This window comes from Kribbella sp. CA-247076, from assembly GCF_050942445.1.
Classification (GTDB): Bacteria; Actinomycetota; Actinomycetes; order Propionibacteriales; family Kribbellaceae; genus Kribbella.
In genome coordinates, this window is the sequence record NZ_CP192051.1 from 7,192,250 (window position 1) to 7,217,243 (window position 24,994).

23 protein-coding genes are annotated in these 24,994 nt (G+C 69.9%); 9 read left to right on the forward strand and 14 right to left on the reverse strand.

Annotated features, from left to right (window positions below; translation table 11 throughout):
* Window positions 1-4: 4 nt before the first annotated feature.
* Entirely contained in the window at window positions 5-1,318 is a 1,314-nt protein-coding gene (locus ACQPYZ_RS34360) for an ABC transporter substrate-binding protein (protein ID WP_433163355.1), read from the reverse strand.
* Between the two features lie 177 nt (window positions 1,319-1,495).
* Here ACQPYZ_RS34360 and ACQPYZ_RS34365 point away from each other — a divergent pair, with 177 nt between their 5' ends.
* The 5 genes from ACQPYZ_RS34365 to ACQPYZ_RS34385 all read left to right on the forward strand — a co-directional run bounded on the left by ACQPYZ_RS34365 (window position 1,496) and on the right by ACQPYZ_RS34385 (window position 6,853).
* Entirely contained in the window at window positions 1,496-2,200 is a 705-nt protein-coding gene (locus ACQPYZ_RS34365) for a FadR/GntR family transcriptional regulator (protein WP_433163357.1), read from the forward strand.
* Window positions 2,201-2,293: 93 nt separating this feature from the next.
* A complete protein-coding gene (locus ACQPYZ_RS34370; RefSeq protein WP_433163358.1) occupies window positions 2,294-4,243 on the forward strand; it encodes a glycosyl hydrolase family 28-related protein in 1,950 nt (649 codons plus the stop codon).
* A 70-nt stretch (window positions 4,244-4,313) separates the two neighbouring features.
* A complete protein-coding gene (locus tag ACQPYZ_RS34375) occupies window positions 4,314-5,114 on the forward strand; it encodes a response regulator transcription factor (protein ID WP_433163360.1) in 801 nt (266 codons plus the stop codon).
* A 47-nt stretch (window positions 5,115-5,161) separates the two neighbouring features.
* A complete protein-coding gene (locus ACQPYZ_RS34380; protein WP_433163362.1) occupies window positions 5,162-5,584 on the forward strand; it encodes a hypothetical protein in 423 nt (140 codons plus the stop codon).
* Window positions 5,585-5,701: 117 nt separating this feature from the next.
* Window positions 5,702-6,853, forward strand: a complete 1,152-nt coding sequence (locus ACQPYZ_RS34385; protein ID WP_433163364.1) for a pyridoxal phosphate-dependent aminotransferase — start codon at window positions 5,702-5,704, stop codon at window positions 6,851-6,853.
* Between the two features lie 109 nt (window positions 6,854-6,962).
* Here the strand turns inward: ACQPYZ_RS34385 and ACQPYZ_RS34390 are convergent, their stop codons facing one another.
* The 4 genes from ACQPYZ_RS34390 to clpB all read right to left on the reverse strand — a co-directional run bounded on the left by ACQPYZ_RS34390 (window position 6,963) and on the right by clpB (window position 11,672).
* Window positions 6,963-7,574, reverse strand: coding sequence for a hypothetical protein (locus tag ACQPYZ_RS34390; RefSeq protein WP_433163365.1), 612 nt, complete (start codon window positions 7,572-7,574; stop codon window positions 6,963-6,965).
* 116 nt (window positions 7,575-7,690) lie between these two features.
* Window positions 7,691-8,305, reverse strand: a complete 615-nt coding sequence (locus tag ACQPYZ_RS34395) for a hypothetical protein (protein ID WP_433163367.1) — start codon at window positions 8,303-8,305, stop codon at window positions 7,691-7,693.
* 63 nt (window positions 8,306-8,368) lie between these two features.
* The gene (locus ACQPYZ_RS34400; RefSeq protein ID WP_433163369.1) at window positions 8,369-8,983 is read right to left on the reverse strand and encodes a hypothetical protein; all 615 of its coding nucleotides are present in this window, start codon (window positions 8,981-8,983) and stop codon (window positions 8,369-8,371) included.
* A gap of 106 nt (window positions 8,984-9,089) precedes the next feature.
* The gene (gene clpB / locus ACQPYZ_RS34405) at window positions 9,090-11,672 is read right to left on the reverse strand and encodes an ATP-dependent chaperone ClpB (protein ID WP_433163370.1); all 2,583 of its coding nucleotides are present in this window, start codon (window positions 11,670-11,672) and stop codon (window positions 9,090-9,092) included.
* Window positions 11,673-11,809: 137 nt separating this feature from the next.
* Between clpB and ACQPYZ_RS34410 the strand changes: the two genes are divergently transcribed.
* Window positions 11,810-12,949: an amidase gene (locus ACQPYZ_RS34410; RefSeq protein ID WP_433163372.1), complete on the forward strand. Its 1,140-nt coding sequence runs from the start codon at window positions 11,810-11,812 to the stop codon at window positions 12,947-12,949.
* On the opposite strand, the gene ACQPYZ_RS34415 is transcribed toward ACQPYZ_RS34410, so the two are convergent.
* From ACQPYZ_RS34415 to dnaK, 5 genes are all read right to left on the reverse strand, one after another.
* The gene (locus ACQPYZ_RS34415) at window positions 12,916-13,452 is read right to left on the reverse strand and encodes a GNAT family N-acetyltransferase (protein WP_433163374.1); all 537 of its coding nucleotides are present in this window, start codon (window positions 13,450-13,452) and stop codon (window positions 12,916-12,918) included. The two genes, ACQPYZ_RS34410 and ACQPYZ_RS34415, sit on opposite strands and share 34 nt — an antisense overlap.
* A 303-nt stretch (window positions 13,453-13,755) precedes the next feature.
* Window positions 13,756-14,211 (reverse strand): heat shock protein transcriptional repressor HspR, encoded by a 456-nt coding sequence (locus ACQPYZ_RS34420; RefSeq protein ID WP_433163376.1) that lies wholly within the window; start codon window positions 14,209-14,211, stop codon window positions 13,756-13,758.
* Window positions 14,211-15,380 (reverse strand): molecular chaperone DnaJ, encoded by a 1,170-nt coding sequence (gene dnaJ / locus ACQPYZ_RS34425; RefSeq protein ID WP_433163378.1) that lies wholly within the window; start codon window positions 15,378-15,380, stop codon window positions 14,211-14,213. Before dnaJ ends, ACQPYZ_RS34420 begins: the two co-directional genes overlap by 1 nt.
* 27 nt (window positions 15,381-15,407) lie before the next feature.
* Window positions 15,408-16,133 carry a nucleotide exchange factor GrpE gene (gene grpE, locus ACQPYZ_RS34430; RefSeq protein ID WP_433163380.1) on the reverse strand — a complete coding sequence of 242 codons (726 nt, stop codon included), beginning with the start codon at window positions 16,131-16,133 and terminating at the stop codon, window positions 15,408-15,410.
* The gene (dnaK, locus tag ACQPYZ_RS34435; RefSeq protein WP_433163381.1) at window positions 16,130-17,992 is read right to left on the reverse strand and encodes a molecular chaperone DnaK; all 1,863 of its coding nucleotides are present in this window, start codon (window positions 17,990-17,992) and stop codon (window positions 16,130-16,132) included. The genes grpE and dnaK overlap by 4 nt, the downstream gene beginning before the upstream one ends.
* A 268-nt stretch (window positions 17,993-18,260) precedes the next feature.
* On the opposite strand from dnaK, the gene ACQPYZ_RS34440 reads away from it, so the two are divergent.
* The 3 genes from ACQPYZ_RS34440 (at window position 18,261) to ACQPYZ_RS34450 (ending at window position 20,373) form a co-directional block, all read left to right on the forward strand.
* On the forward strand, window positions 18,261-18,731 hold the full coding sequence (locus ACQPYZ_RS34440; protein ID WP_433163383.1) for a GNAT family N-acetyltransferase: 471 nt from the start codon (window positions 18,261-18,263) through the stop codon (window positions 18,729-18,731).
* Between the two features lie 190 nt (window positions 18,732-18,921).
* Window positions 18,922-19,314, forward strand: coding sequence for a phosphoribosyltransferase family protein (locus ACQPYZ_RS34445; RefSeq protein WP_433163385.1), 393 nt, complete (start codon window positions 18,922-18,924; stop codon window positions 19,312-19,314).
* Window positions 19,315-19,458: 144 nt separating this feature from the next.
* The gene (locus tag ACQPYZ_RS34450; protein ID WP_433163386.1) at window positions 19,459-20,373 is read left to right on the forward strand and encodes a DUF559 domain-containing protein; all 915 of its coding nucleotides are present in this window, start codon (window positions 19,459-19,461) and stop codon (window positions 20,371-20,373) included.
* A 20-nt stretch (window positions 20,374-20,393) separates the two neighbouring features.
* Here ACQPYZ_RS34450 and hutI read toward each other — a convergent pair whose 3' ends face one another.
* The 4 genes from hutI to ACQPYZ_RS34470 are packed head-to-tail and all read right to left on the reverse strand — an operon-like array spanning window position 20,394 to window position 24,989.
* Window positions 20,394-21,560, reverse strand: coding sequence for an imidazolonepropionase (gene hutI / locus ACQPYZ_RS34455; protein WP_433163388.1), 1,167 nt, complete (start codon window positions 21,558-21,560; stop codon window positions 20,394-20,396).
* On the reverse strand, window positions 21,557-22,867 hold the full coding sequence (locus ACQPYZ_RS34460; RefSeq protein ID WP_433163390.1) for a formimidoylglutamate deiminase: 1,311 nt from the start codon (window positions 22,865-22,867) through the stop codon (window positions 21,557-21,559). Before ACQPYZ_RS34460 ends, hutI begins: the two co-directional genes overlap by 4 nt.
* Entirely contained in the window at window positions 22,864-24,063 is a 1,200-nt protein-coding gene (locus ACQPYZ_RS34465) for an allantoate amidohydrolase (RefSeq protein WP_433163392.1), read from the reverse strand. The genes ACQPYZ_RS34460 and ACQPYZ_RS34465 overlap by 4 nt, the downstream gene beginning before the upstream one ends.
* Window positions 24,060-24,989 (reverse strand): glycine betaine ABC transporter substrate-binding protein, encoded by a 930-nt coding sequence (locus tag ACQPYZ_RS34470; protein WP_433163393.1) that lies wholly within the window; start codon window positions 24,987-24,989, stop codon window positions 24,060-24,062. The genes ACQPYZ_RS34465 and ACQPYZ_RS34470 overlap by 4 nt, the downstream gene beginning before the upstream one ends.
* Between the last annotated feature and the right edge of the window lie 5 nt (window positions 24,990-24,994).

Genomic DNA, 24,994 nt, shown 5'->3' on the forward strand with positions numbered 1-24,994 from the left:
CTGTTCAGTTCCCGGCCCACTTCTTGGTCCAGTACGCGTCCCAGTCCTTCAGGATCTCGGCCGGCTGCGCCTTCCCGGTGATCAGCTTCTGGACGTCGGCGTCGGACTTGTTGCCCCACTCCGTCGACCAGGGCACACCGCGCGGCTGGGTGACCACGATGTAGGTGTCGGGCGACTCGTTCATCGCCACGTACGACGCCCACGGGCCGTCCTTGAAGAACGGGTCCTCGGCGGCCGACTTCAGGATCGGGACCAGGCTGTTCTCCTTGGAGAACGTCATCGCGGCGTCGCCGGAGGTCAGGAACTTCACCAGTTCCACCGCCTCCTTCTTGTGTTCACTGCCCTGCGCGACACCCCAGCCCGCGTTCGCGAGCGGCTGTGCGGCCTTGCCGGTCGGGCCGACGGGCAGCGGCGCCGTGCCCCACTGGTCCTCCTTGATCGTCTTGGACTGCTTGACGGTCGCGATCACCTCGGGGTCCTGCAGCAGGAAGCCGGTCGTCCCGGAGGTGAAGCCCTGCACCATCTCCGGGTAGCCCCAGCTCACCGACGACGGCGGCGAGGCGTTCTTGAACAGGTCGACGTACTGCGTGAGCGCGTCGACCGCCTTCGGCGACGAGAAGATCGTCTTGCCGTTGGTCAGCTTGAACGCGTTGTCCCGGTTGATCTCGTCGATCACATAGCCGGAGATGATCGCGATCGCGTTGCCGCCACCGCCGAGTCCGCCGCGGAACGAGTAGCCGTAGACGTTCTTCGACGGGTTGTTGATCTTCTTCGCCTGCTCGATCATCTCCGTCCAGCTCTTCGGCGGGCCGCTGTAGCCGGCCTGCTGGACCAGGTCCTTGCGGTAGAACAACGACAGGCCGTAGAAGCCGTACGGGACCATGTACGACTTGCCGCCCTCCTGGGCGACCTTCAGCGCGTTCGGGGTGAGCGCCTGCAAGCCGTCCCAGCCCTTCAGGTCGGGCGCCATGTCGTAGATCCACTTGTTGGTCGAGAACGGGCCGACGGTGGTGTCGCGGACCTCGAGGACGTCGACGCCCTTGCCGGACTGCAGCATCTGCTGGATCTTCTGGTCCGCCTGGTTGGTCGGCGGCGAGATCAGCTGCACCTTGACGCCGGAGTTCTTCGCCTCGAAGTCGGCGATCAGCTTCTTCAGCAGCGTGGTCCGGGTCGGGTTGGTCAGGCTCTCGACCATCTGCAGCGTGACCTGGCCCTGGGCCTTCTCGGCCGGGCCGGGTCCGCAGGCCGTGAGCAGCAGCGCGGCGGCCGTGGCGGCCGCGGTCAGGGATGCGAACATCGTGCGTGGTCGGTGGGGCACGGCACTTCTCCTCAGGGGATGCAAGCCAGGGGACAGCGCAGATGACATGGGACTGACATCTGATGAATCGGTCGACCGTTCCTCGAACCCTAGCGATCGTTGTGCGGAAACGACAAGGTCTTCATGCCAAGTCATCTGAGGACTTACCCTGTGCCGGGAGATGGAGGAGGTGGCGACATGGCAGCCACGGACAACGCGCTGGCCGGCCTGCGGCAGATGATCGCGTCCGGCGAGCTCGGGCCGGGAGCGAAGTTCCCGCCCGAGCCCGAGCTGTGCGACCACCTCGGCGTGTCCCGCAGTTCGTTGCGGGAGGCGGTCCGGTCGCTGGCGGCACTCGGCGTGATCGAGTCCCGGCACGGTTCCGGCACGTACGTCTCGGCGCTCGACCCGGCCGAGATCATCAGCCGGTTCTCGCTGTCGGTCGAGCTGATCCCGCTCGAAGGCGTGCTCCAGTTGATGGAGGTACGCCGGGTGCTCGAAGCACACGCGACCGCCGCGGCCGCCGCCCGGCAGGAGCCCGGGCTGGGGAAGCGGCTGAGCGAGATCCTCGACCGGCTCGAGGCGACCACCGACGCGACCGAGATCCAGCACCTGGACGCCGAGTTCCACGGCGCGATCTGTGCGGCGGGCGGGAATCCGACGGTCACCGCGCTCACCGGCGTGATCCGCGGCCGCGGCGGCCACTACCGGATCTTCGAGCCGGGCGCGGACTTCGACGCGATCAAACAGACCAGCGACCGCGGCCACCGCGCCATCCTGTCGGCCATCTCCCGCCGCGACCCGGCCGCCGCGGCGACCGCCGCCTCCGCCCACATCGCCCAGACCGAGCTCTGGCTCCGCGCCCTCCGCCCGGAACCGCAAGTGGACCCGCCGTCGGACTGACAAGAAATTTCTCAGCGCTGTCGAGATCTTGCGCACAGATGCTCGGCTGCATACTCTCCAGGCGCCGGTTGTTCGTCTGGAGGGGATCCGCCAATGTCCCAGCGCCTGGTTGCCGTCGCCCTGACGACCGCTCTTCTCGGAACGGTTCTCCCACTTTCCGCCGAGGCCGCCCGCCCGGCGCCACGGATCACCCGCGCCGGCCTCGACCCCGCCCTGGTCGCGGGACGCGGCGCGGACGTCGCGTTCGTCGAGCAGGAGGCTGAAAACGCCTTTCACACTGGCGAAAAGATCGGACCGAGTCGCGAGGCCTACACGCTTCCCGCCGAGGCTTCCGGACGAACCGCCGTGCGGCTGACGTCCAAGCAGTACGTCGAGTTCACACTGACCGAGCCCGCGAACGCGTTGACCCTGCGCTACAGCATCCCGGACGCGCCCGCGGGCGGCGGTATCCAGGCTCCGCTCGACGTAACGGTCAACGGCAAGCACCGGCGGACGATGACGCTGACCTCGGAGTACGCCTGGCTCTACGGGATGTATCCGTTCTCGAACGACCCGAACGTCGACCCGATCCCGGGATGGTGGAAGCCCGAGCCGGACCCGGTCGCCAAGCCGTTCCGGCCGAACCACTTCTACGACGAGCAACGCCTGCTGCTCGGCCGGACGTATCACGCCGGCGACCGGGTCCGGTTCGCCGTACCGCGGCACACACCGGCTGCCTGGTACGTGCTGGACGTCGCCGACTTCGAGTTGGTCGGGGCGCCGAAGCAGCAACCGCGGAAGTCCCTGTCGGTGCAGTGGTTCGGAGCCGACCCGACCGGGCGGCGCGATGCGGCGCCGGCGATCGAGCGGACGATCGCGGCGGCCAAGAAGCTCGGCTGGTCGGTCTACCTGCCGCCCGGCACGTATCAGGTCAACCGGCACATCATCGTCGACCAGGTGACCGTCCGCGGCGCCGGCAACTGGTGGACGATCATCAAGGGCAAGGTCCTGCCGCTCCCCGAGCCCGCGCCGGACAAGTCGGTCCACAGCGCTCCCGGCTTCTACGGCAAGTACGCCGCCGACGGCGGCAGCACCCGGGTCCACCTGGCCGACTTCGCGATCGAGAGCGACGTCCGCGAACGCATCGACACCGACCAGGTGAACGGGATCGGCGGGGCGATCGGCGGCGGCTCGGTCATCGAGAACCTCTACCTGCACCGCACCAAGGTCGGCATCTGGCTGGACGGCCCGATGGACGGGCTGCTGATCCGCAACAACATCATCACCGACGCGATCGCCGACGGGATGAACCTGCACCTCGGCGTCTCCAACGTCCGGGCGACCAACAACTTCGTCCGCAACAGCGGTGACGACGGGCTCGCGATGTGGTCGGAGACCAACCCGGACGGGCTGGTCAACCACGACAACGTCTACGACCACAACACCGTGCAGACGCCCGTACTGGCGAACAACATCGCCATCTACGGCGGTCGCGACAACGCGGTCACCGACAACCTGGTCGCCGACCCGATCCGCGAGGGCAGCACGCTGCACGCCGGCTCGCGGTTCAACTCCACCCCGTTCGAGGGCACGCTAACGTTCGCCCGGAACACCACTGTCCGCGGCGGTCCACGCGACCTCAACTGGAACCTCGGGCTCGGCGCGATCTGGCTGTACGCGTTGCAGTCCACGATGTCGGGCCGGATCGAGATCCGCGACAGCTCGTTCCTGGACTCGACGTACAACGCCCTGCTGTTCGTCGTCGACTGGCCGGTCAAGGACCAGTACGCGATCGAGAACGTTGCTGTGAGCAACATCAAGGTCGACGGCACCGGAACCAACGTGGTCAACGCCCGGGTCGGCGGCTGGGCGACGTTCGAGAACGTCGACGCCCGCAACGTCGGCGCGCCGTTCGTGAACAACTGCGGCACGTTCCAGTTCGACGGTACGCCGGAGTTCGACGTCCGACTGCTGTCCGGCAACGACGGCGGCTGGGACGGCGCGACCTGGTGCGAGGACCGCCCGCCCGTCGTACCCCCGCCACCCCCGTCGCCGTGGAGCTGATCGTGTCGCTGCGGTGACCCGCCGTACATGAGAAGATCCGACCTCAGGGTCTGATCGCCACGGGGGTGGGATGAGTCGCGAAACCTTTCACAGCCGGCAGGTCGTCCTGGACGCCTCGCTCCGGCTCCAGCTGGTGCGGGCACGGCACTGCGACGAGTGGGCGGCGGGGCGCGGAACCGCGGACGTGCACGTGTTCGGCACCGACGTGGTCAGCCTGCGCGACTGGATCCAGGCGCAGCTGAAGAGCTGCGAGGAACTGGTCGCCGTCACCACCACGCGCGGCCAGACGCTCGAACAGTTCGTACCCGCCCACCGCTTCAACCGGTCGCTGGTCGAGCGCGGCGTCCGGATGACGAGCTTCTTCGACGCCAGCGCCTCCTCCAACCAGCTCCGCCACTTCATCATCGCCGCCGACGACATGCCGTACTACCTCGCCTGCGGCACCATGCAGGTCAAGCTGTTCGACGGCGAACGCGTGATGGTCGAAGGACCGCTCGTGGAGGACCGGCGGAGTCTCATGCTGATGCGTGGCACCGAGGCGGTGAACGCCACCCGCCAGTACCTGAAGGCCGTCCGCGACACCGCCGTCCGCGCCTGCGAGTTCCGCGACCGCACCGGCGACCTCACCGCCCGCCAGCACGTGATCGCCCAGCAGCTCGAGGACGGTCTGACCGACGACGAGATCGCGGACCGCCTCGGTCTCAGCGTCCGGACGGTGCGCTACGAGGTCGCCCGGTTGATGGAGGCGTTCGAGGTCGGCACCCGGTTCGCCGCCGGTGTCCGGTACGCGCGCAGGCAGGCCCTGCTCGACGACCCGGTTGCAGGAACCTGCAACGGATTCGCGGCCGAGTCGTCCTCCCGGCGACGCTGAGGCCCGACCGGACCCACCGCCCGGGTCCGGCGAGTCTCAGTGAAGGGATGACCGTGATGCGAATGATGAAGCGTGCCGCCGTCGTACTGGCCGGCTCCGTGGCCCTGGTCCTGCTCGGCACCACCCAGGCCCAGGCCGCCGTGACCTGGTTGTGGGAGCGGGCAGGCGGCAACAACATCGGCACCGCCAGCTACACCGACTCCGGCAACGTGATCAAGGTGGACGACCAGGAGGTCAACGACAAGTCGCTGCTGCTGTTCGTGCACCGCCCGGGCGTCAGCAACGGCTACGCCTGCTGGGACCACGGCGGCGCCGACGGCCCGGGGACGACGTGCAACCTCTCGCAGTACGACGAGAACACGCTGCTCGAGGGCTACCTCTGCCAGGGCGAGTGGGCCAGCAACCCGGCCAACCGGGTCATCTACTGGGGTGGCTGCGACAAGGCGCACGCCAAGACCTTCCGCAAGTAGGGGTGCGGACCTGCACCCGGAGGCCTAGGCCGCTCCGCGAGTAGGCGTCGCGACCGGTCCTCGCCCGAGTTCGCGGTTCGGGCGAGGACCGCCGCCGGACGGGTTAGGGTCGGGGGCATGCGCGAACACGCTCAGCGGCTGACCGGGCTCGGGACCACGATCTTCGCCGAGATGTCGGCCCGCGCGGTGGCGACCAACTCGGTCAACCTCGGCCAGGGCTTCCCGGACCGCGACGGTCCGGACTCGCTGCTCGAGGACGCGATCAGCGCGATCCGGGCCGGCGCCAACCAGTACCCACCGGGTCGCGGCGTACCGGCGCTGCGGCAGGCGATCGCCGACCACCAGAAGCGCTTCTACGACCTGTCGTACGACCCCGACACCGAGGTCCTCGTCACCACCGGCGCCACCGAGGCTGTCGCCGCCGCCCTGCTCGCGTACGTCGAGCCCGGCGACGAGGTGATCGCGCTCGAGCCGTACTACGACTCCTACGCGGCCGGCATCGCCTTCGCCGGCGGCCGGCGCGTCCCGGTCACCCTGCGCGCCCCGGACTTCCGCCTCGACCTCGACGAGCTCCGCGCCGCGGTCACGCCGCGCACCAAGGTCCTGCTGATCAACTCCCCGCACAACCCGACCGGCACCGTCCTCACCGACGACGAGCTCCGCGGCATCAGCGCGGTCGCCGTCGAGCACGACCTGGTCGTCATCACCGACGAGGTCTACGAACACCTCGCGTACGACGGACGCCCGCACCGCCCGCTGGCGTCGTACGACGGGATGGCCGAACGCACCGTCTCGATCAGCAGCGCCGGCAAGACCTTCGCCGTCACCGGCTGGAAGATCGGCTGGGTCACCGGCACCCCGGAGGTCGTCACCGCGGTGACCACGGCCAAGCAGTTCCTCACCTTCACCTCCGGCGCCCCCTTCCAGCCGGCCGTCGCCGGAGCACTTGCCCTGGGCAACGACTACTACGACGCCCTGCGCGCCGACCTGCAGTCCCGCCGCGACCTCCTCTGCGACGGCCTCGAGCAGCTCGGCTTCGGCGTCCACCGGCCCGAAGGCACCTACTTCGTCACCACCGACATCCGCCCCCTCGGCCACACCGACGGCATCGAGTTCTGCCGCATGCTCCCCGAACGCACCGGCGTCGTCGCCATCCCCCACCAGGTCTTCTACGACAACACCGAAGCCGGCCGCCCCCTGGTCCGCTGGGCCTTCTGCAAACAACCCACCCTCCTCCAAGAAGCCCTAACCCGCCTCCAAAAACTCTGACGGCACCACCAGACACCTGTGGCATACTGTCCCTAGCTCCCCAGGCGCTGCTTGGAGAGAAGTGAAGCTGGGACCCCCACCGGAGGATGGGACCCAGCTTTCGCGCTTTCTAGCGCACGTCGACCTCGTGCTGGGTGAGAATCTCGGTCATCACCACCAGCCACCGCGGCTCGCCGAGCCTCGACGCCGTCACCGCGCCGGCCACGGCGTCCGCGATCCACAACATCGGCTCGTCCCGCGGGCGAGCGAATCCGACCTTGAGCCCCTTCGGCATCAGGCCCTTGTCCCGCGCACTGTCGACCAACCGGAGGTCGCGCCGGTCCGGCGTCGCGGTGCGGGACTCCAGGCAGACGTCGGTGACGCCCATCAGACCCAACTCGTAAAGCAGCCGTTCGAGACAGCACCGCCTGGCGCGCTCCTGCTTCGCCCGGTGCACCGGCGATCCGACGGTGACCACCGCAGCCAGATCCAGGGCTGCCACTGACGCGATGATGTGATCGCGACGCTTGGCCGACTCGTCGACCCAGTGCAGCCGTCCTGCCTTGAACAACGTCAAGTCGCGCAACACGTCGCGCATGCCGTCCGCTGCGGCGGTGTCGGTCACCGCCGCGGCCAACGTGTAGCAGCCGTCCGCATGCAGCGGGCCGCCGACGATGACCGACTCGTCCACCCAGGCGGACAAGGTGAAGTCGGTGGTGGGTGGCGACGGGTTCCGGCACATCTGCTGGATTGTTCAGGAAATCTCACCGCAGGGCGTCGCGCCATCCACAGGCTCGGTGGGGCAGCGTGGGGCATCTCGGGGCAGATGGCCGGCGGGGTTGGTTCGAGAGGCTGGGGTCAGCGGGGGTGGAACCAGTGTTTGGTGGGGGGTTGGAGCATGAGGAGGAGGAGGGTGGCGTGGATGGCGAGGCCGAGGATGCTGTTGGGGAGGGCCATCAGGCCGCCGGCGATGCCGATCGCGGCGACGCCGATGAGCATGTAGCGCGCCCAGGGGCGGGCCTTGCGCAGGTAGATCGCCGGGAGGATGTACGCCGCGGCGCAGGCCAGGACCACGGCGACGACGGTGCCCTGGGCGTCCTTGGAGCCGGTGACGATCTCGGCGATCTGTTCGCCCGCGGAGGTGAGGGCGAGGCCGGCGAGGAGCAGGCACAGGGCGCCGAGTCCGATGGAGATCACCGCGGCCACGGTCACCTGCTTGGGCGGTGGGGCGTCCGCAGGGAGGTTGGCGCCGAACGCGCCGCTGTACGCCCCGGGCGCATACGTGTTCCGCGGGTCACCGTACGCATTCCGCGGGTCGCCGTACGAGCCGGGCGAGTGCGGGCCAGGCTGAGGTGAGCTGGGCGGTTGGGAGGCGGGCGGGGGTGGACCTGGGCTGCCGCCGGAGGAGCCGAAGGTGCCTGGGTATGGCGCGGGGCGGTCGTCGCCGGGGTTGTTGCCGGGTTGTTCGGTCATGCCCTGCAGGGTTCCTTCCACCAGGTCACCCCCGATCCTGCCAGATCCCCCAAACCGCACCCCTCAGCCGACGACACGCAGGTCGAGGTGGGGAAAGTTCAGAAACGGCCGAAGCGAGTCGGCGGAGAGCCTGGCACCGGTCAGGTACGCCGGGTCGGGACGGAAGTGGACCGTGGTCCCGGTCGATGGCGTGGGGTCGAGCGGTTTCAAGTCGGTGACCGGGACGCCGTACTCGTAGCGCTGGGTCCAGGAACCGTTGCGGCGGCGGTTCGTGTGCACGAGCCACGAGCTGAGCGCCGCGACCACCGACATCCCGCGCCGGGGATGACCGTCCGGCAGGAGCGGGCTCGCGGGGTCGGCGAAGAAGCGGAGGTCTTGGGTAGCCATGATCGGCTTGCGAATCGGCTGACCGTGTTCGTCGAGCCGGGTGTCGGTCCCCCGCCCGTCGTCCTCGATCGCGACCGAGCCGTCGTTGTGCAGGGTGATCGTGCAGGTGCCGCGCCGGCCGGCGGATTCGGCCTCGTCCGACGGGTAGGCGATGACTTCCAGCACCAAGTGGAGCAGGCCGCCGGCCGCGAACCGCTCAGCATCCGAGCGCACGAGCTCCAGATGCTCCTGGTCGACCGTCCCGGCCCAGTCGTGCGTGGTGTTCACCCAGTCGGCGCGCTGATTCGTCACTTCCCCATTCTCCCGGACCCATCCGACGTACGCACGGCCGCGAAGGATGAAGGGGTGAGGGTAAAAGGTCCGGGCCCCGCGATCCGCGGGGCCCGGTTCCTGAAGGTCAGGCCGCGGCCACGTCCAGGGCGTCCTTGGCCTCGTTGAGGGTGACGTTCACGGTGTCGCCGTCGCGGATCGAGCCGTCCAGCAGTCCACGGGCCAGCTCGTCGCCGATCGCGGACTGCACCAGCCGGCGGAGCGGACGCGCGCCGTACACCGGGTCGTAGCCGGTCAGCGCGAGCCACTCCATCGCGCCCTCGTCGACGGCCAGTGTGATCCGGCGGTCGGTCAGGCGGCGCTGCAGGGCGGTGATCTGCAGGGCGACGATCTGGGTCAGCTCCTCGCTGCCCAGGGCGTCGAACAGCACGATCTCGTCCAGCCGGTTGATGAACTCCGGCTTGAACGACTGCCGTACGACGGCCATCACCTGGTCACGCTTGACGTTGTCGTCCAGCGTGACGTCGGCCAGGTACGCCGAGCCGAGGTTGCTGGTCAGGATCAGGATGACGTTGCGGAAGTCGACCGTACGACCCTGGCCGTCGGTCAGCCGGCCGTCGTCCAGCACCTGCAGCAGGATGTCGAAGACCTCGGGGTGCGCCTTCTCCACCTCGTCGAGCAGGATCACCGAGTACGGGCGCCGGCGGACGGCCTCGGTGAGCTGGCCACCCTCGTCGTACCCGACGTAGCCGGGCGGGGCGCCGACCAGCCGCGAGACGCTGTGCTTCTCGCTGTACTCCGACATGTCGATCCGGACCATGGCGCGCTCGTCGTCGAACAGGAAGTCCGCGAGCGCCTTCGCCAGCTCGGTCTTGCCGACACCGGTCGGACCGAGGAACAGGAACGAGCCGGTCGGCCGGTCCGGGTCGGAGATGCCCGCGCGCGCCCGCCGTACGGCGTCGCTCACGGCCTTGACCGCCTCGCGCTGACCGATCAGCCGGCGGCCGAGCTCGTCCTCCATCCGGAGCAGTTTGCCGGTCTCGCCCTCGAGCAGCCGGCCGGTCGGGATGCCGGTCCACATCGCGATCACCTCGGCGATCTCGGTCGGGCCGACCTCCTCGTTGACCATCGCCTCCGGGCCCTCGGTGGTCTCCTCCTCGGCGTCGGCCTCCTCGAGCTCCTTGGTGAGCTGCGGGATCTCGCCGTACAGCAGCCGGGACGCGGTCTCCAGGTCGCCGTCGCGCTGGGCGCGTTCGGCCTGGCCGCGGAGCTCGTCGATCCGCTCCTTGACCTCACCGACCCGGTTCAGGCCGGACTTCTCCCGCTCCCAGCGGGACTCCAGCGCGCGCAGCTCCTCCTCGCGGTCGGCGAGGTCGGCGCGCAGCCGCTCGAGCCGCTCCTGGCTGGACGGGTCGTCCTCCCGCGACAGCGCGAGCTCCTCCATCTTCAGCCGGTCGACGGTACGCCGGAGCGAGTCGATCTCGACCGGGGACGAGTCGATCTCCATCCGCAGCCGGGACGCGGCCTCGTCGACCAGGTCGATCGCCTTGTCCGGCAGCTGACGGCCGGAGATGTAGCGGTGGGACAGCGTCGCGGCGGCGACCAGGGCACTGTCGGAGATGGCGACCTTGTGGTGCGCCTCGTAGCGCTCCTTGAGACCGCGCAGGATCGCGATCGAGTCCTCGACCGAGGGCTCGCCGACGAACACCTGCTGGAAGCGGCGCTCCAGCGCGGGGTCCTTCTCGATCCGGGTCCGGTACTCGTCCAGGGTGGTGGCGCCGATCATCCGCAGCTCGCCGCGGGCCAGCATCGGCTTCAGCATGTTGCCGGCGTCCATCGAGCTGTCACCGGTGGCGCCGGCGCCGACGACGGTGTGCAACTCGTCGATGAACGTGATGATCTGGCCGTCAGACTCCTTGATCTCGGTCAGCACCGCCTTGAGCCGCTCCTCGAACTCACCGCGGTACTTCGCTCCCGCGACCATCGCGCCGAGGTCGAGGCTGATCAGCCGCCGGCCGCGCAGCGACTCGGGCACGTCGCCGGCCACGATCCGCTGGGCCAGGCCCTCCACGACGGCGGTCTTGCCGACGCCGGGCTCACCGATCAGGACCGGGTTGTTCTTGGTACGCCGGGACAGCACCTGGACGACCCGGCGGATCTCCGAGTCGCGGCCGATCACCGGGTCGAGCTTGCCGTCCTTGGCGCGCTCGGTGAGATCGACGCCGTACTTCTCCAGTGTCTTGGTGGTGCCCTCGGCCTCCGGCGAGGTGATCCGGCGGTTGCCGCGGAGCTGGTCGAACGCCTGCAGCAGCGCGTCCGGGGTCACGCCCAGCACGGTCTTCGCGTTGCCCTCGACGGTGGCCAGCGAGATCAGCAGGTGCTCGGTGGAGACGTACTCGTCCCCGAGCCCGAGAGCCCGCTGCTCAGCCTGGTTCAGTATGTCGCTGGTCTTCGGGGACAGGCTCGGCGCCTGCACGCTCCCGCCGCTCGCCTTGGGCAGGCGGGCGAGAAACTCCGCGGTCCGCCGCCGGACGGCGTCGACGTCGGCGCCGGCGGCCTCGAGGAGACCCAGCGTGGTCCCCTCCGGCTGCGCCAGCAGCGCGGAGAGCAGGTGAATGGGTTCCACGGTCGGGTTGCCCGCCGCGGAGGTCTGACGGATCGCGACCGACAGGGTTTCCCGGGCCAGCGTCGTCAACCGCTGAACGTCCATCTGGTTCCAGCCTTTCGATCTCAATCAACAACAGTCACTGGACACAACCTATCCAAACTTGAGTCCATTCCACTCAACTCTGAGATTTTCTCCGGGAAGATTCAGGGCAACCCCACCCACCAGGCACGCTGGGTAGCGTGAAGGTTGCGGAGTATGAGCAGTGGTCGGCGGCGGAGTTGGCTGGGGCGGTCGGGCGGCGGGAGGTGTCGGCTGGGGAGGTGATCGAGGCGGCGTTGGGGCGGATTCGGGAGGCGGATGTCTGGCTCCGGGCGTTCCGGCAGGTGTGGGCGGAGCGGGCGCGGGCGGCTGCGGCTGCGATCGACCGGGAGCCGACCGCACGGCTCGGACGGCCGCTGCTCGGTGTGCCGATCGCGGTCAAGCATGGAGGTACGGCGTACGTCGGTCCGCTGGTCGCGGCCGGGGCGATCCCGATCGGTACGACGGCCACTCCGGGACCCGGGACCGCCTGGCAAACCTGGGGACAGACCGACCGCGGGCCGACGCTCAACCCCTGGAACCGCGATGTCGTCCCCGGCGGTTCCTCGGCCGGCTCAGCCGTGGCGGTGGCGGCCTCGATGGTGCCGTTGGCGACCGGCACCGACGGCGCCGGATCGATCCGCATCCCGGCCGCGTGGTGCGCAGTACCCGGCCTGAAGCCCACGAACGGCTCGATCCCGACCGCCGACCGGACCGGCCTCGCGGTCGGCGGCGCGATCGCCCGAAACCTCGACGACCTCCGCCTGTACCTGTCCGTGATGACCGGCACCGACGCCCAACCACCGCCAATCCTCCGCGTGACCTGGTCCCCTGACCTCGGTTTCGCCGACACCGACCCGGAGGTGGCGTCGATCGCCCGGACGGCGTTGATGAAACTGCTGGCCCACGACACCTTCGAGGCCGTGGAAGTCCCGGTCGAGATACGCGATCCGGCTGCGGCCTGGATGCTTGTTCGGGCGGGCAGGGCAGACGGCACCGGCGTACGGCAGGCGAACGACGACCGGCTGCGCGAAGTCTTCGCCGTGGTTGACGTCATTGCCACGCCGACGACGCCGAACCTGCCGCACGGGCACGACGGTCCGGGGGACGTGCTGAGTGTGGCGCTCACGTGGGCGTTCAATCTCAGCGGGCATCCGGCCGTGAGTTTGCCTGCCGGGTTTGCGCGGTCGGGGTTGCCGGTCGGGTTGCAGTTGGTCGCTCGGCACCGCGAGGAGGACCGCCTACTGGCGGCGCTGGGCCGGTCGGCTCACGCTTGCAGTTCGGGGAGTCGGATTCGGTAGACCTGCAGCGTCAGGTCGTAGTACTTGTCGGTCTCGCCGACCCACTCCATGCCCAGGCGGCGAGCCGTGGCGATCGCGCGCTCGTTGTGTGGGCGGGCGACGGCGAACAGTTCGTCGATCGCGCCCTCCTTGAACGCCCACCGCATCAGCGCCTTGCTCGCCTCGGTCGCGTACCCGTGGCCCCAGGCGCTCGGCCGCAGCTGCCAGCCGATCTCGAGGTCCTCCTCGTACGGCGGGAGCAGCCGGATCAGCAGCCCGCCGACCACCTCGCCGTCCTCGCGGCGGGTGACCGCCCACCGGCCGGCCGGTGGCACGAAGTTCGGCTGGGCCTCGATCCAGGCGCGCAGGATCGCCCGCATGGTCGGTACGTCGGAAACCTTGTCCATGGCCGGTGAGAGCCAGGGGGCCACGTCGGCGGATCCGTAGATCTCCAGCGCGGCTTCAGCGTCGTCCTCGACCCAGTCGCGGATCAGCAACCGGTCGGTCTGCAGGCTCAGCGTCACCCTGCCAGGGTAGGCCGGGCGCCCAACGAGACCTGCAGGGGTACGGGCCGACAACGAGAACCGCAGGGGTACGGGCCCACAACGAGAACCGCAGGGTGGTCCTGGGGTCGGACCACCCTGCGGGGGCCGAAGGGCGCCGGGGGGAGGCGCGCCTTCGGCGGTGGAGGCGTCGGGGGGACGACAGCCTCCACTCACCGGAGGGTCCGAGGGGGGCGGACACCTCCGGGTCGATGGGCTCGGCACGATGCGGCCGAGCCAAGTTCAGGGGTGGCCTGCGTCCGGTGGGACGCAGGCCGGCCGCTGTCAGCGGGGACCGAGCTCCAAGGGCTGGGTCCTGATCCAGCGGGTGGTGGTCTGCTGCCGGCCCATGGCGATCACGTCACCGGCCGGACCGGCCGAGAAGACGCGGCTGCCGGCGCTCCGCCGGGAGGCACCGACCCCGCGCTGGACCTCGGCCAGCAGTTGGTTGACCCGCTTGCGCAGGTCTTCCACTTCCGACTGTAGCGCGAGGATGTGCCGGATTCCCGCGAGGTTGATGCCTTCCTCCTGTGACAAATGCTGCACGTACCTCAGCTTCGCCACGTCGTACGCCGAGTACCGCCGGCCCCGGCCGGACGCCCGGCTCGGCACCACGAGGCCGAGCCGGTCGTACTGGCGCAGGGTCTGCGGGTGCATGCCGGCCAGCTGGGCCGCCACCGAGATCACGTAGATCGGGGTGCGGTCGTCCCAGGTCGGCACCTGGCTGAACGGGATGCCCATCACGAGCTCCCGAACAACCCGGCCCGCAGGTCCGGCTGGTCCGACGCGGTGCTGAACTCCTGCAGCTTGGCGCGCTGCTCGTCGCTCAGCTCGTGCGGGACCTGCACCTCGATGGTGAGCAGCAGATCGCCCTTGGTGCCGTCCCGGCGGACCGACCCCTTGCCGCGGACGCGCAGCTTGCTGCCGTTCGCCGTACCGGCCGGGATCCGGACCGTGACGGGCAGGCCGTCCAGGGTCGGCACCTTGATCTCCGCGCCCAGCGCCGCCTCGGTGAAGCTCACCGGGACGTTCAGCGTCAGGTGCTCGCCCTGACGGCCGAAGATCCGGTGCGGCCGGACGTGCACGGTGACGTAGAGGTCGCCCGCGGGGCCACCCCGTTCGCCGGCCGCGCCCTTGCCCTTGAGCCGGATCCGCTGGTTGTCCTGCACACCCGCCGGGATGCGCACCTGCATGGTCTTGCTCGACTGGCCGCGGCCGGAGCCGTGGCAGGTCTCGCACGGCTCGTCGACGACCAGACCGCGCCCCTTGCACTCGGTGCACGGCTCGGTCATGGCGAACACGCCGCCCTGGACCGAGGTCTGCATACCCGTGCCCTCGCACTTGAGGCAGACCTTGGGGACCGTGCCGTACTTCGCACCCGTGCCACGACACGTCTTGCACGGCTCGTCGCTGGTCATCCGGAGCGCGACGGTGACACCGTTCACGGCCTCGGCGAACTCGATCGTCGCCTCGGTCTCGATGTCGGCACCGCGCCGCGGCCGCGCCGTCGACGAGGTGGTCGTGGTCCGGCCGCCACCGCCGAACATGCCGCCGAGGATGTCGCCCAGACCACCACCGGCGCCGCCGGCCCCGCCGCGGTTGAACAGGTCACCGACGTCGAAGTTGAAGCCGCCCTGCCCACCGCCGCTGCCCGGCATCCGGAAGCCACCGCTGCCGAACAGCCGCCGGGCCTCGTCGTACTCCTTGCGCTTCTTCGGGTCGCCGACGACGTCGTACGCCTCGGAGACCTCCTTGAACTTCGCCTCCGCGGTCGCGTCGCCGGCGTTGGAGTCCGGGTGGTACTTGCGCGCCAGCTTGCGGTAGGCCTTCTTGATCTCGTCGGAGTCGGCGGTTTTGGAGACGCCGAGAACCTTGTAGAAGTCCTTCTCGAGCCAGTCCTTCGTGCTCATCCGACGCCTCCTCTCCCGCCGTCGCTGTTACTCCGCAGACTTGTCTGCGGGCTGGTCGTCATCAGTGCTCTCCACCGGTACGTCGGCCTTCGCAGCCTCGGCCGGCAGTTGCTCGGTCGGTTCCGACACGGCCACCCGGGCCGGCCGCAGGACCCGCTCGCCGAGGCGGTAGCCGGGCTGCATGACCATGGTCGCGGTCGGGCCGTCCACCTCGTCGGAGTAGTTGTGCAGCAGGGCCTCGTGGATCCGCGGGTCGAAGGGGTCGCCCTTCTCGCCGTACTTCACCAGACCGAGCTTCTCGGTGACCCGCTCGAGCGACTCCGAGACCGCCTTGAACGCGCCCTCCAGCTCGCCCGCCTCCCGGGCCCGGCCGATGTCGTCCAGGATCCCGAGCAGCTCGGTGAGCACCGAGCCGATCACGAGCTCCCGGGACGACTCCCGGTCCCGGTCCACCCGGCGCTTGTAGTTGACGTACTCGGCCTGCAGTCGCTGCAGGTCCGCCGTACGCTCGGCCAGCGCCTCGGTCAACAGTGCCTCCTGTGCGGACGGGCCGATCAGGTCCGACGGGTCCCGCGGCGGCTGCGCGCCCGGGGTGCCCGGCATCCCCGGAGCCGGCCCCGATCCCGGGCCGGCCGCGGGAGGCTCCGACATCGAGGTCTCCCGCAGCTCGCCGGTGTCCGGGTCGATCCGGCGCTTGTCCCGGACGACGGGGTCACCGTCGCCGAACTCGCTGCCCGTCGGTCGATCCGTCACTTGTCCTCCGTCTTGTCCTGCGGGCGGTCCTCGTCCACGATCTCGGCGTCGACCACGTCGTCGTCGTTCGCCGTGGAGCCCTCCGAGGACGTCGCGCCCTCGTCGGCGGACCCGCCGGCGGCCTGGGCGTTCGCGTACATCGCGGCACCCATCTTCTGGCTCGACTGGGCGAGCTTCTCCGACGCGGCCTTGATCGCGTCGGCGTCGTCACCCTCGAGCGCCTTCTTCAGCTCGGCCACGCCGTCCTTGACCTCGGTCTTGACGTCGTCCGGGACCTTGTCCTCGTTCTCCGACAGGAACTTCTCGGTCTGGTAGACGAGACCCTCGGCCTGGTTGCGGGACTCGACGGCCTCGCGGCGCTTGCGGTCCTCCTCGGCGTACTGCTCGGCGTCGCGGACCATCTTGTCGATGTCGTCCTTCGGCAGCGCCGAGCCGCCGGTGACCGTCATCCGCTGCTCCTTGCCGGTGGCCAGGTCCTTGGCGTTGACGTGCACGATGCCGTTCGCGTCGATGTCGAAGGTGACCTCGATCTGCGGCACGTTGCGCGGCGCCGGCGGCAGGCCGGTCAGCTCGAAGTTGCCCAGCGACTTGTTGTCCCGGGCCATCTCCCGCTCGCCCTGGTAGACCTGGATCATCACCGACGGCTGGTTGTCCTCGGCCGTGGTGAAGATCTCCGAGCCCTTGGTCGGGATCGTGGTGTTCCGCTCGATGATCTTGGTGAACACGCCGCCCTTGGTCTCGATCCCGAGGCTTAGCGGGGTCACGTCGAGCAGCAGGACGTCCTTGACCTCACCCTTCAGCACACCGGCCTGCAGGGAGGCGCCGACGGCGACGACCTCGTCCGGGTTCACACCCTTGTTCGGGTCCTTGCCACCGGTCAGCTCCTTGACCAGCTCGGCCACCGCGGGCATCCGGGTCGAACCGCCGACCAGGATCACGTGGTCGATCTTCGCGACGTCGATGCCGGCGTCCTTGATGACGGCCTTGAACGGGGCCCGGGCGCGCTCGAGCAGGTCGTTGGTCATCTTCTGGAACTCGGCCCGGGAGAGCTTCTCCTCCAGGTGCAGCGGGCCGGACTCGGTCAGGCTCAGGTACGGCAGGTGGATCGTCGTCTCGGCCGCGGCGGACAGCTCGATCTTGGCCTTCTCGGCGGCCTCCGTGAGCCGCTGCATGGCCATCTTGTCGCCGGACAGGTCGGTGCCGTTCTTGTTCTTGAACTGGGTCACCAGCCACTGGACGATCCGGTTGTCCCAGTCGTCACCACCGAGGTGGTTGTCACCGCTGGTCGCCTTCACCTCGAAGACGCCGTCGCCGATCTCCAGCAGCGACACGTCGAACGTGCCACCACCGAGGTCGAAGACCAGGATGGTCTGCTCGGTGCCCTTGTCCAGACCGTAGGCGAGCGCGGCCGCGGTCGGCTCGTTGACGATCCGGTGCACCTGCAGGCCGGCGATCTCACCGGCCTCCTTGGTCGCCTGGCGCTGCGCGTCGGAGAAGTACGCCGGCACGGTGATGACCGCGTCGGTGACCTGCTCCCCGAGGTACGCCTCGGCGTCCCGCTTCAGCTTCTGCAGCACGAACGCGCTGATCTGCTGCGGGGTGAACTTCTTGCCGTCGATGTCCACGCTCCAGGCCTCGCCCATGTGGCGCTTGACGGAGCGGATGGTGCGGTCGACGTTCGTGGTGGCCTGGCGCTTCGCCACCTCGCCGACCAGGACCTCGCCGTTCTTGGCGAAGGCCACCACCGAGGGCGTCGTGCGCGCTCCCTCGGCGTTGGGGATGACGGTGGGCTCGCCACCTTCCAGTACGGCGATGACGGAGTTCGTCGTACCGAGATCGATACCGACCGCGCGGGCCATGCTTTACCTCCACACTGAGTGAGTCCGGGGGACGACCCCCGCACCCCCGGAAACTTGAGTGATGCAGACTCAATGTTGCCGTTCGTCCGCCGCGGTTTCAAATCTGCGGCCGGACAAACTTGAGTTCACTTGGCTCAACATTGCACATCGGTCCGGTCATTCCCAAGGCGACCCCCGGTTTTCCGGGGCGGGGCCAGGGTGCACCCAGGGAGACCCCTCCCGGGGCAAGCGCTTACCGTGGGATGGTGTAAAAGTGAAGCTCCGCCCCATGACTTCAGCCGACGACGCGGCGGTGCTCGCCCTGAACGCGGCCGCCGAGGGCCTGGTCGAGCCCCTCGGCCCCGACCGGCTGGACTGGCTCCGCCTGATCGCCGCCCACGCCGCCGTGGTCGAGGTCGACGACGAGGTGGCCGCCTTCGTCCTCACCTTCGCGCCCGGCTCCGCGCACGACGGCCTCGACTTCCAGTGGTTCGGCGAGACGTACGCCGACCGCTTCCTGCACCTGGACCGGATCGTCGTCGCCGAGGACCATCGCCGCCAGGGCATCGCGACCGCGGTCTACCGCGCGGTCGAGCGGTCGGCCAAGCCCTTCGACCGGTTGGTCTGCGGCATCCGCTCCGACCCGCCGGACGTGGCCGGTCTCGCCTTCCACGCCGGCCGCGACTTCGTCGAGGTCGGCAAACTCCGCCGCCCCGACGGCACCACCACGGCCCTGTGCTCGAAGGAGCTCAGCGACTAAATCGCGTGCGCGACCGGTGCCGGACGGTCACCCTGGTGGCATGACCAGGACGATGCAGGAGCGACTCCGCGACACCTTCGTGTGGCGGACGGATCGCGGCGCCTGAAGCAGCTACGCCGACGTCACCGGCTGGTGGCGCGACGCCGAGCTACTGCGCGACCTGGGCCCGGCCCTCGGACGCCTGTACGACGTGACCCCGACGGTCGTGGTCGGTCCGGTCTCGCGCGGATCGATGCTCGGCGCCCTGACCGCGGCCGCGCTGGGCGTCGGCTTCGTCGAGATCCGCAAGGACCGCGGTCCGGCGACCGACAGCGACCGGTGGATCCTCCGGACCACCGGCCCGGACTACCAGGACCGGCACGTCGTCTTCGGCTTCCGGCACAACCTGCTCAAGGCCGGTGACCGAGTCCTGATGGTCGACGACTGGGCGGACACCGGCGCGACCGCCCTGGTCGCCCGCGACCTGGTCCACGCCACCGGCGCCCACTGGATCGGCGCCGCCTGCATCGTCGACGCCCTGACCAACCCCCACCTCCGCCACAACCTCCCCCTCCGCTCCCTGATCAACATCCACCGCCTCTAGACCGGACGTGCAGGCCATCACAACGAACGGCTGAGGTCAGCGCCAGGCGTGCGCTCGGCGCTGACGCCGACGTTGTGATGGCCTGGCGGTCCGCCTGTGGACAACGAACGACGGTCTCGGGCCGAAATCCGTCACCATCGGCCTATGTCCGCGGTCCTCGACGTACTCCAGCGCCGCGCCGGAACGGCGACGTACGGCGAACTGCGAGGTGTCGTCTCGGGCCGCGCCATCCGGGCAGCCTTGGCGGACGGCGCGATCCGGCGCATCGCGAAGGGCGTGTACGCCGTTCCACCGGCAGCGGACCCGCTCGCGGCTGCACGCTCCCAGGGCGGCGTGGTGTCGCACCTGAGCGCCGCCATCCTGCACGGATTCTCTGTGCTGGAGTTGCCGGACAAGCCCCAGATCACCGTGCCCCGCGGGCAGCACCGCCGACTGAGTCCGATCGACTGTGACCTGCACTGGGCCGACGATGTCCCGTCCGACGGTCGATGCACCGGGAAGCTCCGGACGGTGCTGGACTGTGCACGCACGCTGCCGTTCGCCGCGGCTCTCGTCGTCGCGGACTCGGCACTGCGGCTTGGAGCGGTGGATCCATCACAGCTCCGGATCGGCGCCGCCGAGCTGACCGGTCCAGGCTCCCGGCGCGCCCGCCGCGTCGCGGCCGCTGCGGACGGCCGGGCGGAGTCGCCGCTGGAGTCAGCGCTCCGATCCGTGCTGATCGAGGCGGGGATCGAGGGCTTCGAGCCACAGGTCGTGGTGCGGGACTACGACTTCTCGGCCCGCATCGACCTGGGTCATCCGGAGCTGTTGATCGCGCTGGAGGCCGACGGGTTCGCCCACCACGGCACCCGCGCCGCGCTCACCCGGGACTGCCGTCGCCAGGTCAATCTCACCATCCGGGGCTGGCGGCTGCTGCGGTTCTCCTGGGAGGACGTGATGTTCGACCCGGACTGGGTGGTGGCGGCGATCCGGCAGGCGATCGCCGGATCGCCAGGCCATCACAATGCGCATGAAACGGCGGGCCGGACGCTCGACCGGCGTGCTCTCCGGGGATTGTGATGGCCTGGCGGTCCGCGCCGTCAGACCGGGCGGCCGGCTAGGAAGGTTTGGGTGGTGAGGGGGACGCCGGGGCGGTAGGCGAGGTGGAGGTAGGAGGGGGCGTCGAGGACGGCGAGGTCGGCGCGGGCGCCGGGGGTGAGGTGGCCGACGTCGGTACGGCGGAGGGAGGCGGCGCCGCCCGCGGTCGCGGACCAGAGGGCCTCGGCAGGGGTCAGGTGCATCTCACGGACGGCGAGCGCGATGCACAGCGGCATGGAGGACGAGTAGCCGGAGCCCGGGTTGCAGTCGGTGGCCAGCGCGACGGTCACGCCGGCGTCGACCAGGCGGCGGGCGTCCGGGTACGGCGACCGGGTCGAGAACTCGACCGCGGGCAGCAACCCCGCGACCACCCCGGTCGAGGCGAGCGCGTCGACGTCGGCGTCGGTGAGGTAGGTGCAGTGATCGGCGGCGGCCGCCCCGACCTCGCAGGCCAACTGGACGCCGGGACCCTCGCCGAGCTGGTTGGCATGGACCCGGGCGACCAGCCCCTTCGCCTGCCCCGCGGTCAGGATCGCCCGGGCCTGGTCCTCGTCGAAGGCACCCCGCTCGACGAAGACGTCGACCCACCTGGCGTGCTCGGCGACCGCGTCGAGCATCGGCCCGGTCACCAGCGACACGTAGTCCGCCGCCGGGTCGTCGGCGTACTCCGGCGGTACGACGTGCGCCCCCAGGTACGTCGTCTCGTCGGTGAACTGTCCCGCGATCCGCAGCGCCCGCGCCTCGTCCGCGACCGTCAGCCCGTACCCGGACTTGATCTCGACCGTGGTGGTCCCCTGCCGGCGCATCTCGGTCACCAGGCGGCCCACGTTGGCGGTCAGCACCTCGTCGGTGGCCTGCCGGGTCGCCGCCACCGTGGTCCGGATCCCGCCCGCGGAGTACGGCGTACCGGTCATCCGGGCCGCGAACTCCTCGGCGCGGTCGCCGGCGAAGACCAGGTGCGCGTGCGAGTCGACGAACCCCGGGATCACCGCCCGGCCACCGAGGTCCACGGCCCCGTCGGCCGCCGGCGCCTCGGTCCGCGGGCCGACCCAGGCGACCCTGCTGCCTTCCATCACCAGCGCCGCGTCCCGGATCTCCCCGAGCAGGTCGCCGCGGGCCGGGTCGTTGGTCACCAGCGAGCCGATGTTCGTCAGCAGCAGTGAGGTCATCCGGTCACCGCCGCGATCGAGGCCGCCAGCTCGGCGGCGACGTCCAGCTTCACATGATTGCCATCAGCAACCACTTGCCGGCCGCCGACCACCACGTCGATGACGTCGGCGGCGGAGGCCGCGAAGACGGCGGTCTCCACGGTCGCGCCGGTCCCCGCCGTACGCACGCTGTCGAGCCGGAGGGCGACCAGGTCGGCACGCGCACCGACCTCGATCACGCCCGCGTCGGCGTACCCGATCGACCGGTGGCCGTCGGCGGTCGCGGCCTTGTGTAGCTCGGCGGCCGACCAGTGGCCGCGCTCCTGGGAAGCGAGCCGCTCGTTGAGCTCCAGCGCGCGCATCTCCTCGAACAGGTCGATCACCGCGTGGCTGTCCGACCCGAGCGTCAACGGCGACCCGGCGTCGCGCAGGGCGACCGACGGGCCGATGCCGTCGGCCAGATCCCGCTCTGTCGTCGGGCAGAAGCACGAGTACGTCGCCGAGCTGCCGAGCAGACCCACGTCGACGTCGGTGAGATGGGTCGCGTGGACGGCACTCGTCCGCCCGCCGAGGAACCCGGTCTCGTCGAGCACCTGAGCCGGCGTACGACCGTAGGCGTCGAGACAGGCCGCGTTCTCGCCGACCTGCTCGGACAGGTGGATGTGCAGGGGCGCGTCCGGAAACGCCGACGCGACCGCGCCGAGCTGATCCTGGGGCACACCGCGGACGGAATGCGCGGCCGCGCCGATCACGACGTCGTCGGAGCCGGTGAGACCGGCGACCCGGGTGGCCCAGCTCGCGGCGTCGCCGTCGCTGAAGCGCTCCTGGACGGAGTTGAGCGGCTGGTCGATCCCGCCGGCGAGGTAGCAGGTGTCGAGCAGGGTGATCCGGATGCCGGCGTCCCTGGCGGCCGCGATCAGGGCGGCTCCCATGGCGTTCGGGTCGTCGTATCGCCGGCCGCCGGGAGCGTGGTGCACGTAGTGGAACTCGCCGACCGCGGTGATCCCGGTCAGCACCATCTCGCCGTACACGGCCCGGGCGAGCTGGTAGTACGACTCCGGGGTCAGCGCCGACGCGACGGCGTACATCTGCTCGCGCCACGTCCAGAACGTGCCGCGCTCGGTCTGCGTCCGGCCGCGCAGCGCGCGGTGGAAGGCGTGGCTGTGGCAGTTCGCCAGGCCGGGGACGACCAGGCCGGGCAGGCGGATCGCGTCGCCGGGGTCGGCGTCCGGCTCGACCGCGGCGAACCGCCCGTCGGCGATCGTCACCAGCACCCGCTCGGCGACCCCGGTCGGCAGGAGGGCGCTCGAGCACCAGTACGACGTCACGTCGCGAGATCCTTCAGTACGGCGGCCAAGGCGTCCACGCCGGCCAGGCAGTCGTCCGGCTCCGCGAACTCGGCCGGTGAGTGCGAGATGCCGGTCGGGTTGCGGACGAACAGCATCGCGGTCGGGATCCCAGCCGCCGAGAACACGCCGGCGTCGTGCCCGGCGCCGGTCGGCAGAACGGGCGCACCGTCGAGTACGTCGACCAGGCGGTCACGTAACCCGGTGGGGAAGTCGACGACCGGGGAGACGGACTCGGGGACGACGTCGAGCGTCGTACCGTCGCGTTCGGCGCGCTCGGTGGCCTGCTTGGTGATTGCTGCCAGCAACGATTGGAGGGTGGCGTCGTCGGCGGCGCGGGCGTCCAGCCAGGCGGTCACCTGGGACGGGACCGCGTTCGTGCCGTTGGGCTCGACGGAGAGCCGGCCGAAGGTCGCGCGGGCGCCGGCGAGGCGGGCCTGCTTGTTCGCGGCCAGTGCGGTCATCGCGTAGGTGAGCATCGGGTCGTGCCGGTCTTCCATCAGCGTCGTGCCGGCGTGGTTGGCCTCGCCGCGGAAGGTGAACCGGTACCGCCCGTGCGGCCAGATCGAGCTCGCCACTCCCACCGGGGCGGTCAGCCCGCGGCCTTGCTCCACGTGCAACTCGACGAACGTCCCCATCCGCTCGAGCAACGGCGAGCGGGCGACGCCCGCCGGGTCGATTCCCGCCTCCTCCAAAGCAGCTGCCAACGTCACCCCGGCGCGGTCCGTCAACCCCAAGGCCTTCTCCGGTGGCAACACCCCCGCCGCCACCCGGGACCCCAGACAAGGCATCCCGAACCGCGACCCCTCCTCCTCGACGAACGCCCCGATGCCGATGGGCACGGAAGGCACGAACCCCTCGGCCCGCAACACATCCACAGCCGCCAGAGCCGACACCACCCCGAGGGGCCCGTCGAACGCTCCCCCATCGATCACCGAGTCCAGGTGACTTCCGGTCACGATCCCCGGGCGGAAAGCCGGGTCCTGGGGTGGGTTCCACCAGGCGATGAGGTTGCCTATGCCGTCGGATTCTAGGGTGAGGTTGCGGGCGGCGCACTGGTCGGTGAACCAGTGCGTCGCCTCGCGTTCGGTGGGCGTCCAGCCGCCGCGGCGGTAACCGCCGGTGTCGGGGTCACGGCCGATGGCGGACTGGGACGCCCAGAGGGATTCGAAGCTCAAGACAGCGGGTTCTTCGACAGCCAGTCCTTGGCGACCGCGTTCGGCGACTCCTTGCCGACGTCGATCCGCTTGACCATGTCGGTCAGCGCGTCCGTGGTCAGCTTGGCGGACACCGCGTTCAGCGCCGAGGAGACGTCGTCCGACTTGTGGTCGGTCCGGATCAGCGGAACGATGTTGTTCGGCGGCAGGATGTTCTCCGGGTCCTCCAGCATGACCAGGTTGTTGTCCTTGATCAGCGCCTGGGTGGTGAAGAAGTTCGACACCTGGATCTGGTTGTCCAGCAGCGCCTTCAGGCTCAGCGGGCCACCCGCGTCCAGCGTCTTGTACTCCTTGCCGAACTCGACGTCGTACTTCTCCTTCAGCCCCTTCAGCCCGGCGTCGCGGACCTTGAACTCGGAGCTGCCGCCCGCCGCCATGTCCTTGGCGACCGGCTTCAGGTCGGCGAGCGTCTTCAGGCTGTACTTGTCCGCGGTAGCCTTGGTCACCACGATGGTGTCCTCGTCGGCCGCCGGCGACTTGTCCAGCACCTCGAGCCCGGACGGCAGCGACGACTTCAGCGCGTCGTACGTCGCCTGGTCCTCGGTCTCGGTGGCGTCGGCCTTGAAGTAGTGCAGCGCGGCCCCGGTGTACTCCGGCAGCAGGTGGACGGAGCCGTCCTTGATCGCGGCCATGTAGGTCTCACGGTTGCCGATGTTCGGCTTCTGCGTGACCTCGACACCCTTCGCGGCCAGCGCCTGGCCGTAGATCTCCGCCAGCAGCTGGCTCTCGGAGAAGTCGGCCGAGCCGACGGTGATGCTGGTGACCTTGTCGGGCGCGGGCGAGGAGCCCGCGTCGCTGTCGCCCAGCTGGTCGTCCCCACCCCCACAACCGGCCAGGCCGAGCACCGCCACCCCGGCGATCGCAGTACGGACGAGTGTGGATCTCAACACGA

Coding starts and splice junctions, on each gene's coding strand:
- ACQPYZ_RS34365 (WP_433163357.1), top strand. CDS start 1,496: ATGGCAGCCACGGACAACGCGCTGGCCGGCCTGCGGCAGATGATCGCG.
- ACQPYZ_RS34370 (WP_433163358.1), top strand. CDS start 2,294: ATGTCCCAGCGCCTGGTTGCCGTCGCCCTGACGACCGCTCTTCTCGGA.
- ACQPYZ_RS34375 (WP_433163360.1), top strand. CDS start 4,314: ATGAGTCGCGAAACCTTTCACAGCCGGCAGGTCGTCCTGGACGCCTCG.
- ACQPYZ_RS34380 (WP_433163362.1), top strand. CDS start 5,162: ATGACCGTGATGCGAATGATGAAGCGTGCCGCCGTCGTACTGGCCGGC.
- ACQPYZ_RS34385 (WP_433163364.1), top strand. CDS start 5,702: ATGCGCGAACACGCTCAGCGGCTGACCGGGCTCGGGACCACGATCTTC.
- ACQPYZ_RS34390 (WP_433163365.1), bottom strand. CDS start 7,574: ATGTGCCGGAACCCGTCGCCACCCACCACCGACTTCACCTTGTCCGCC.
- ACQPYZ_RS34395 (WP_433163367.1), bottom strand. CDS start 8,305: ATGACCGAACAACCCGGCAACAACCCCGGCGACGACCGCCCCGCGCCA.
- clpB (WP_433163370.1), bottom strand. CDS start 11,672: ATGGACGTTCAGCGGTTGACGACGCTGGCCCGGGAAACCCTGTCGGTC.
- ACQPYZ_RS34420 (WP_433163376.1), bottom strand. CDS start 14,211: ATGGGCATCCCGTTCAGCCAGGTGCCGACCTGGGACGACCGCACCCCG.
- dnaJ (WP_433163378.1), bottom strand. CDS start 15,380: ATGAGCACGAAGGACTGGCTCGAGAAGGACTTCTACAAGGTTCTCGGC.
- dnaK (WP_433163381.1), bottom strand. CDS start 17,992: ATGGCCCGCGCGGTCGGTATCGATCTCGGTACGACGAACTCCGTCATC.
- ACQPYZ_RS34440 (WP_433163383.1), top strand. CDS start 18,261: ATGACTTCAGCCGACGACGCGGCGGTGCTCGCCCTGAACGCGGCCGCC.
- ACQPYZ_RS34450 (WP_433163386.1), top strand. CDS start 19,459: ATGTCCGCGGTCCTCGACGTACTCCAGCGCCGCGCCGGAACGGCGACG.
- hutI (WP_433163388.1), bottom strand. CDS start 21,560: ATGACCTCACTGCTGCTGACGAACATCGGCTCGCTGGTGACCAACGAC.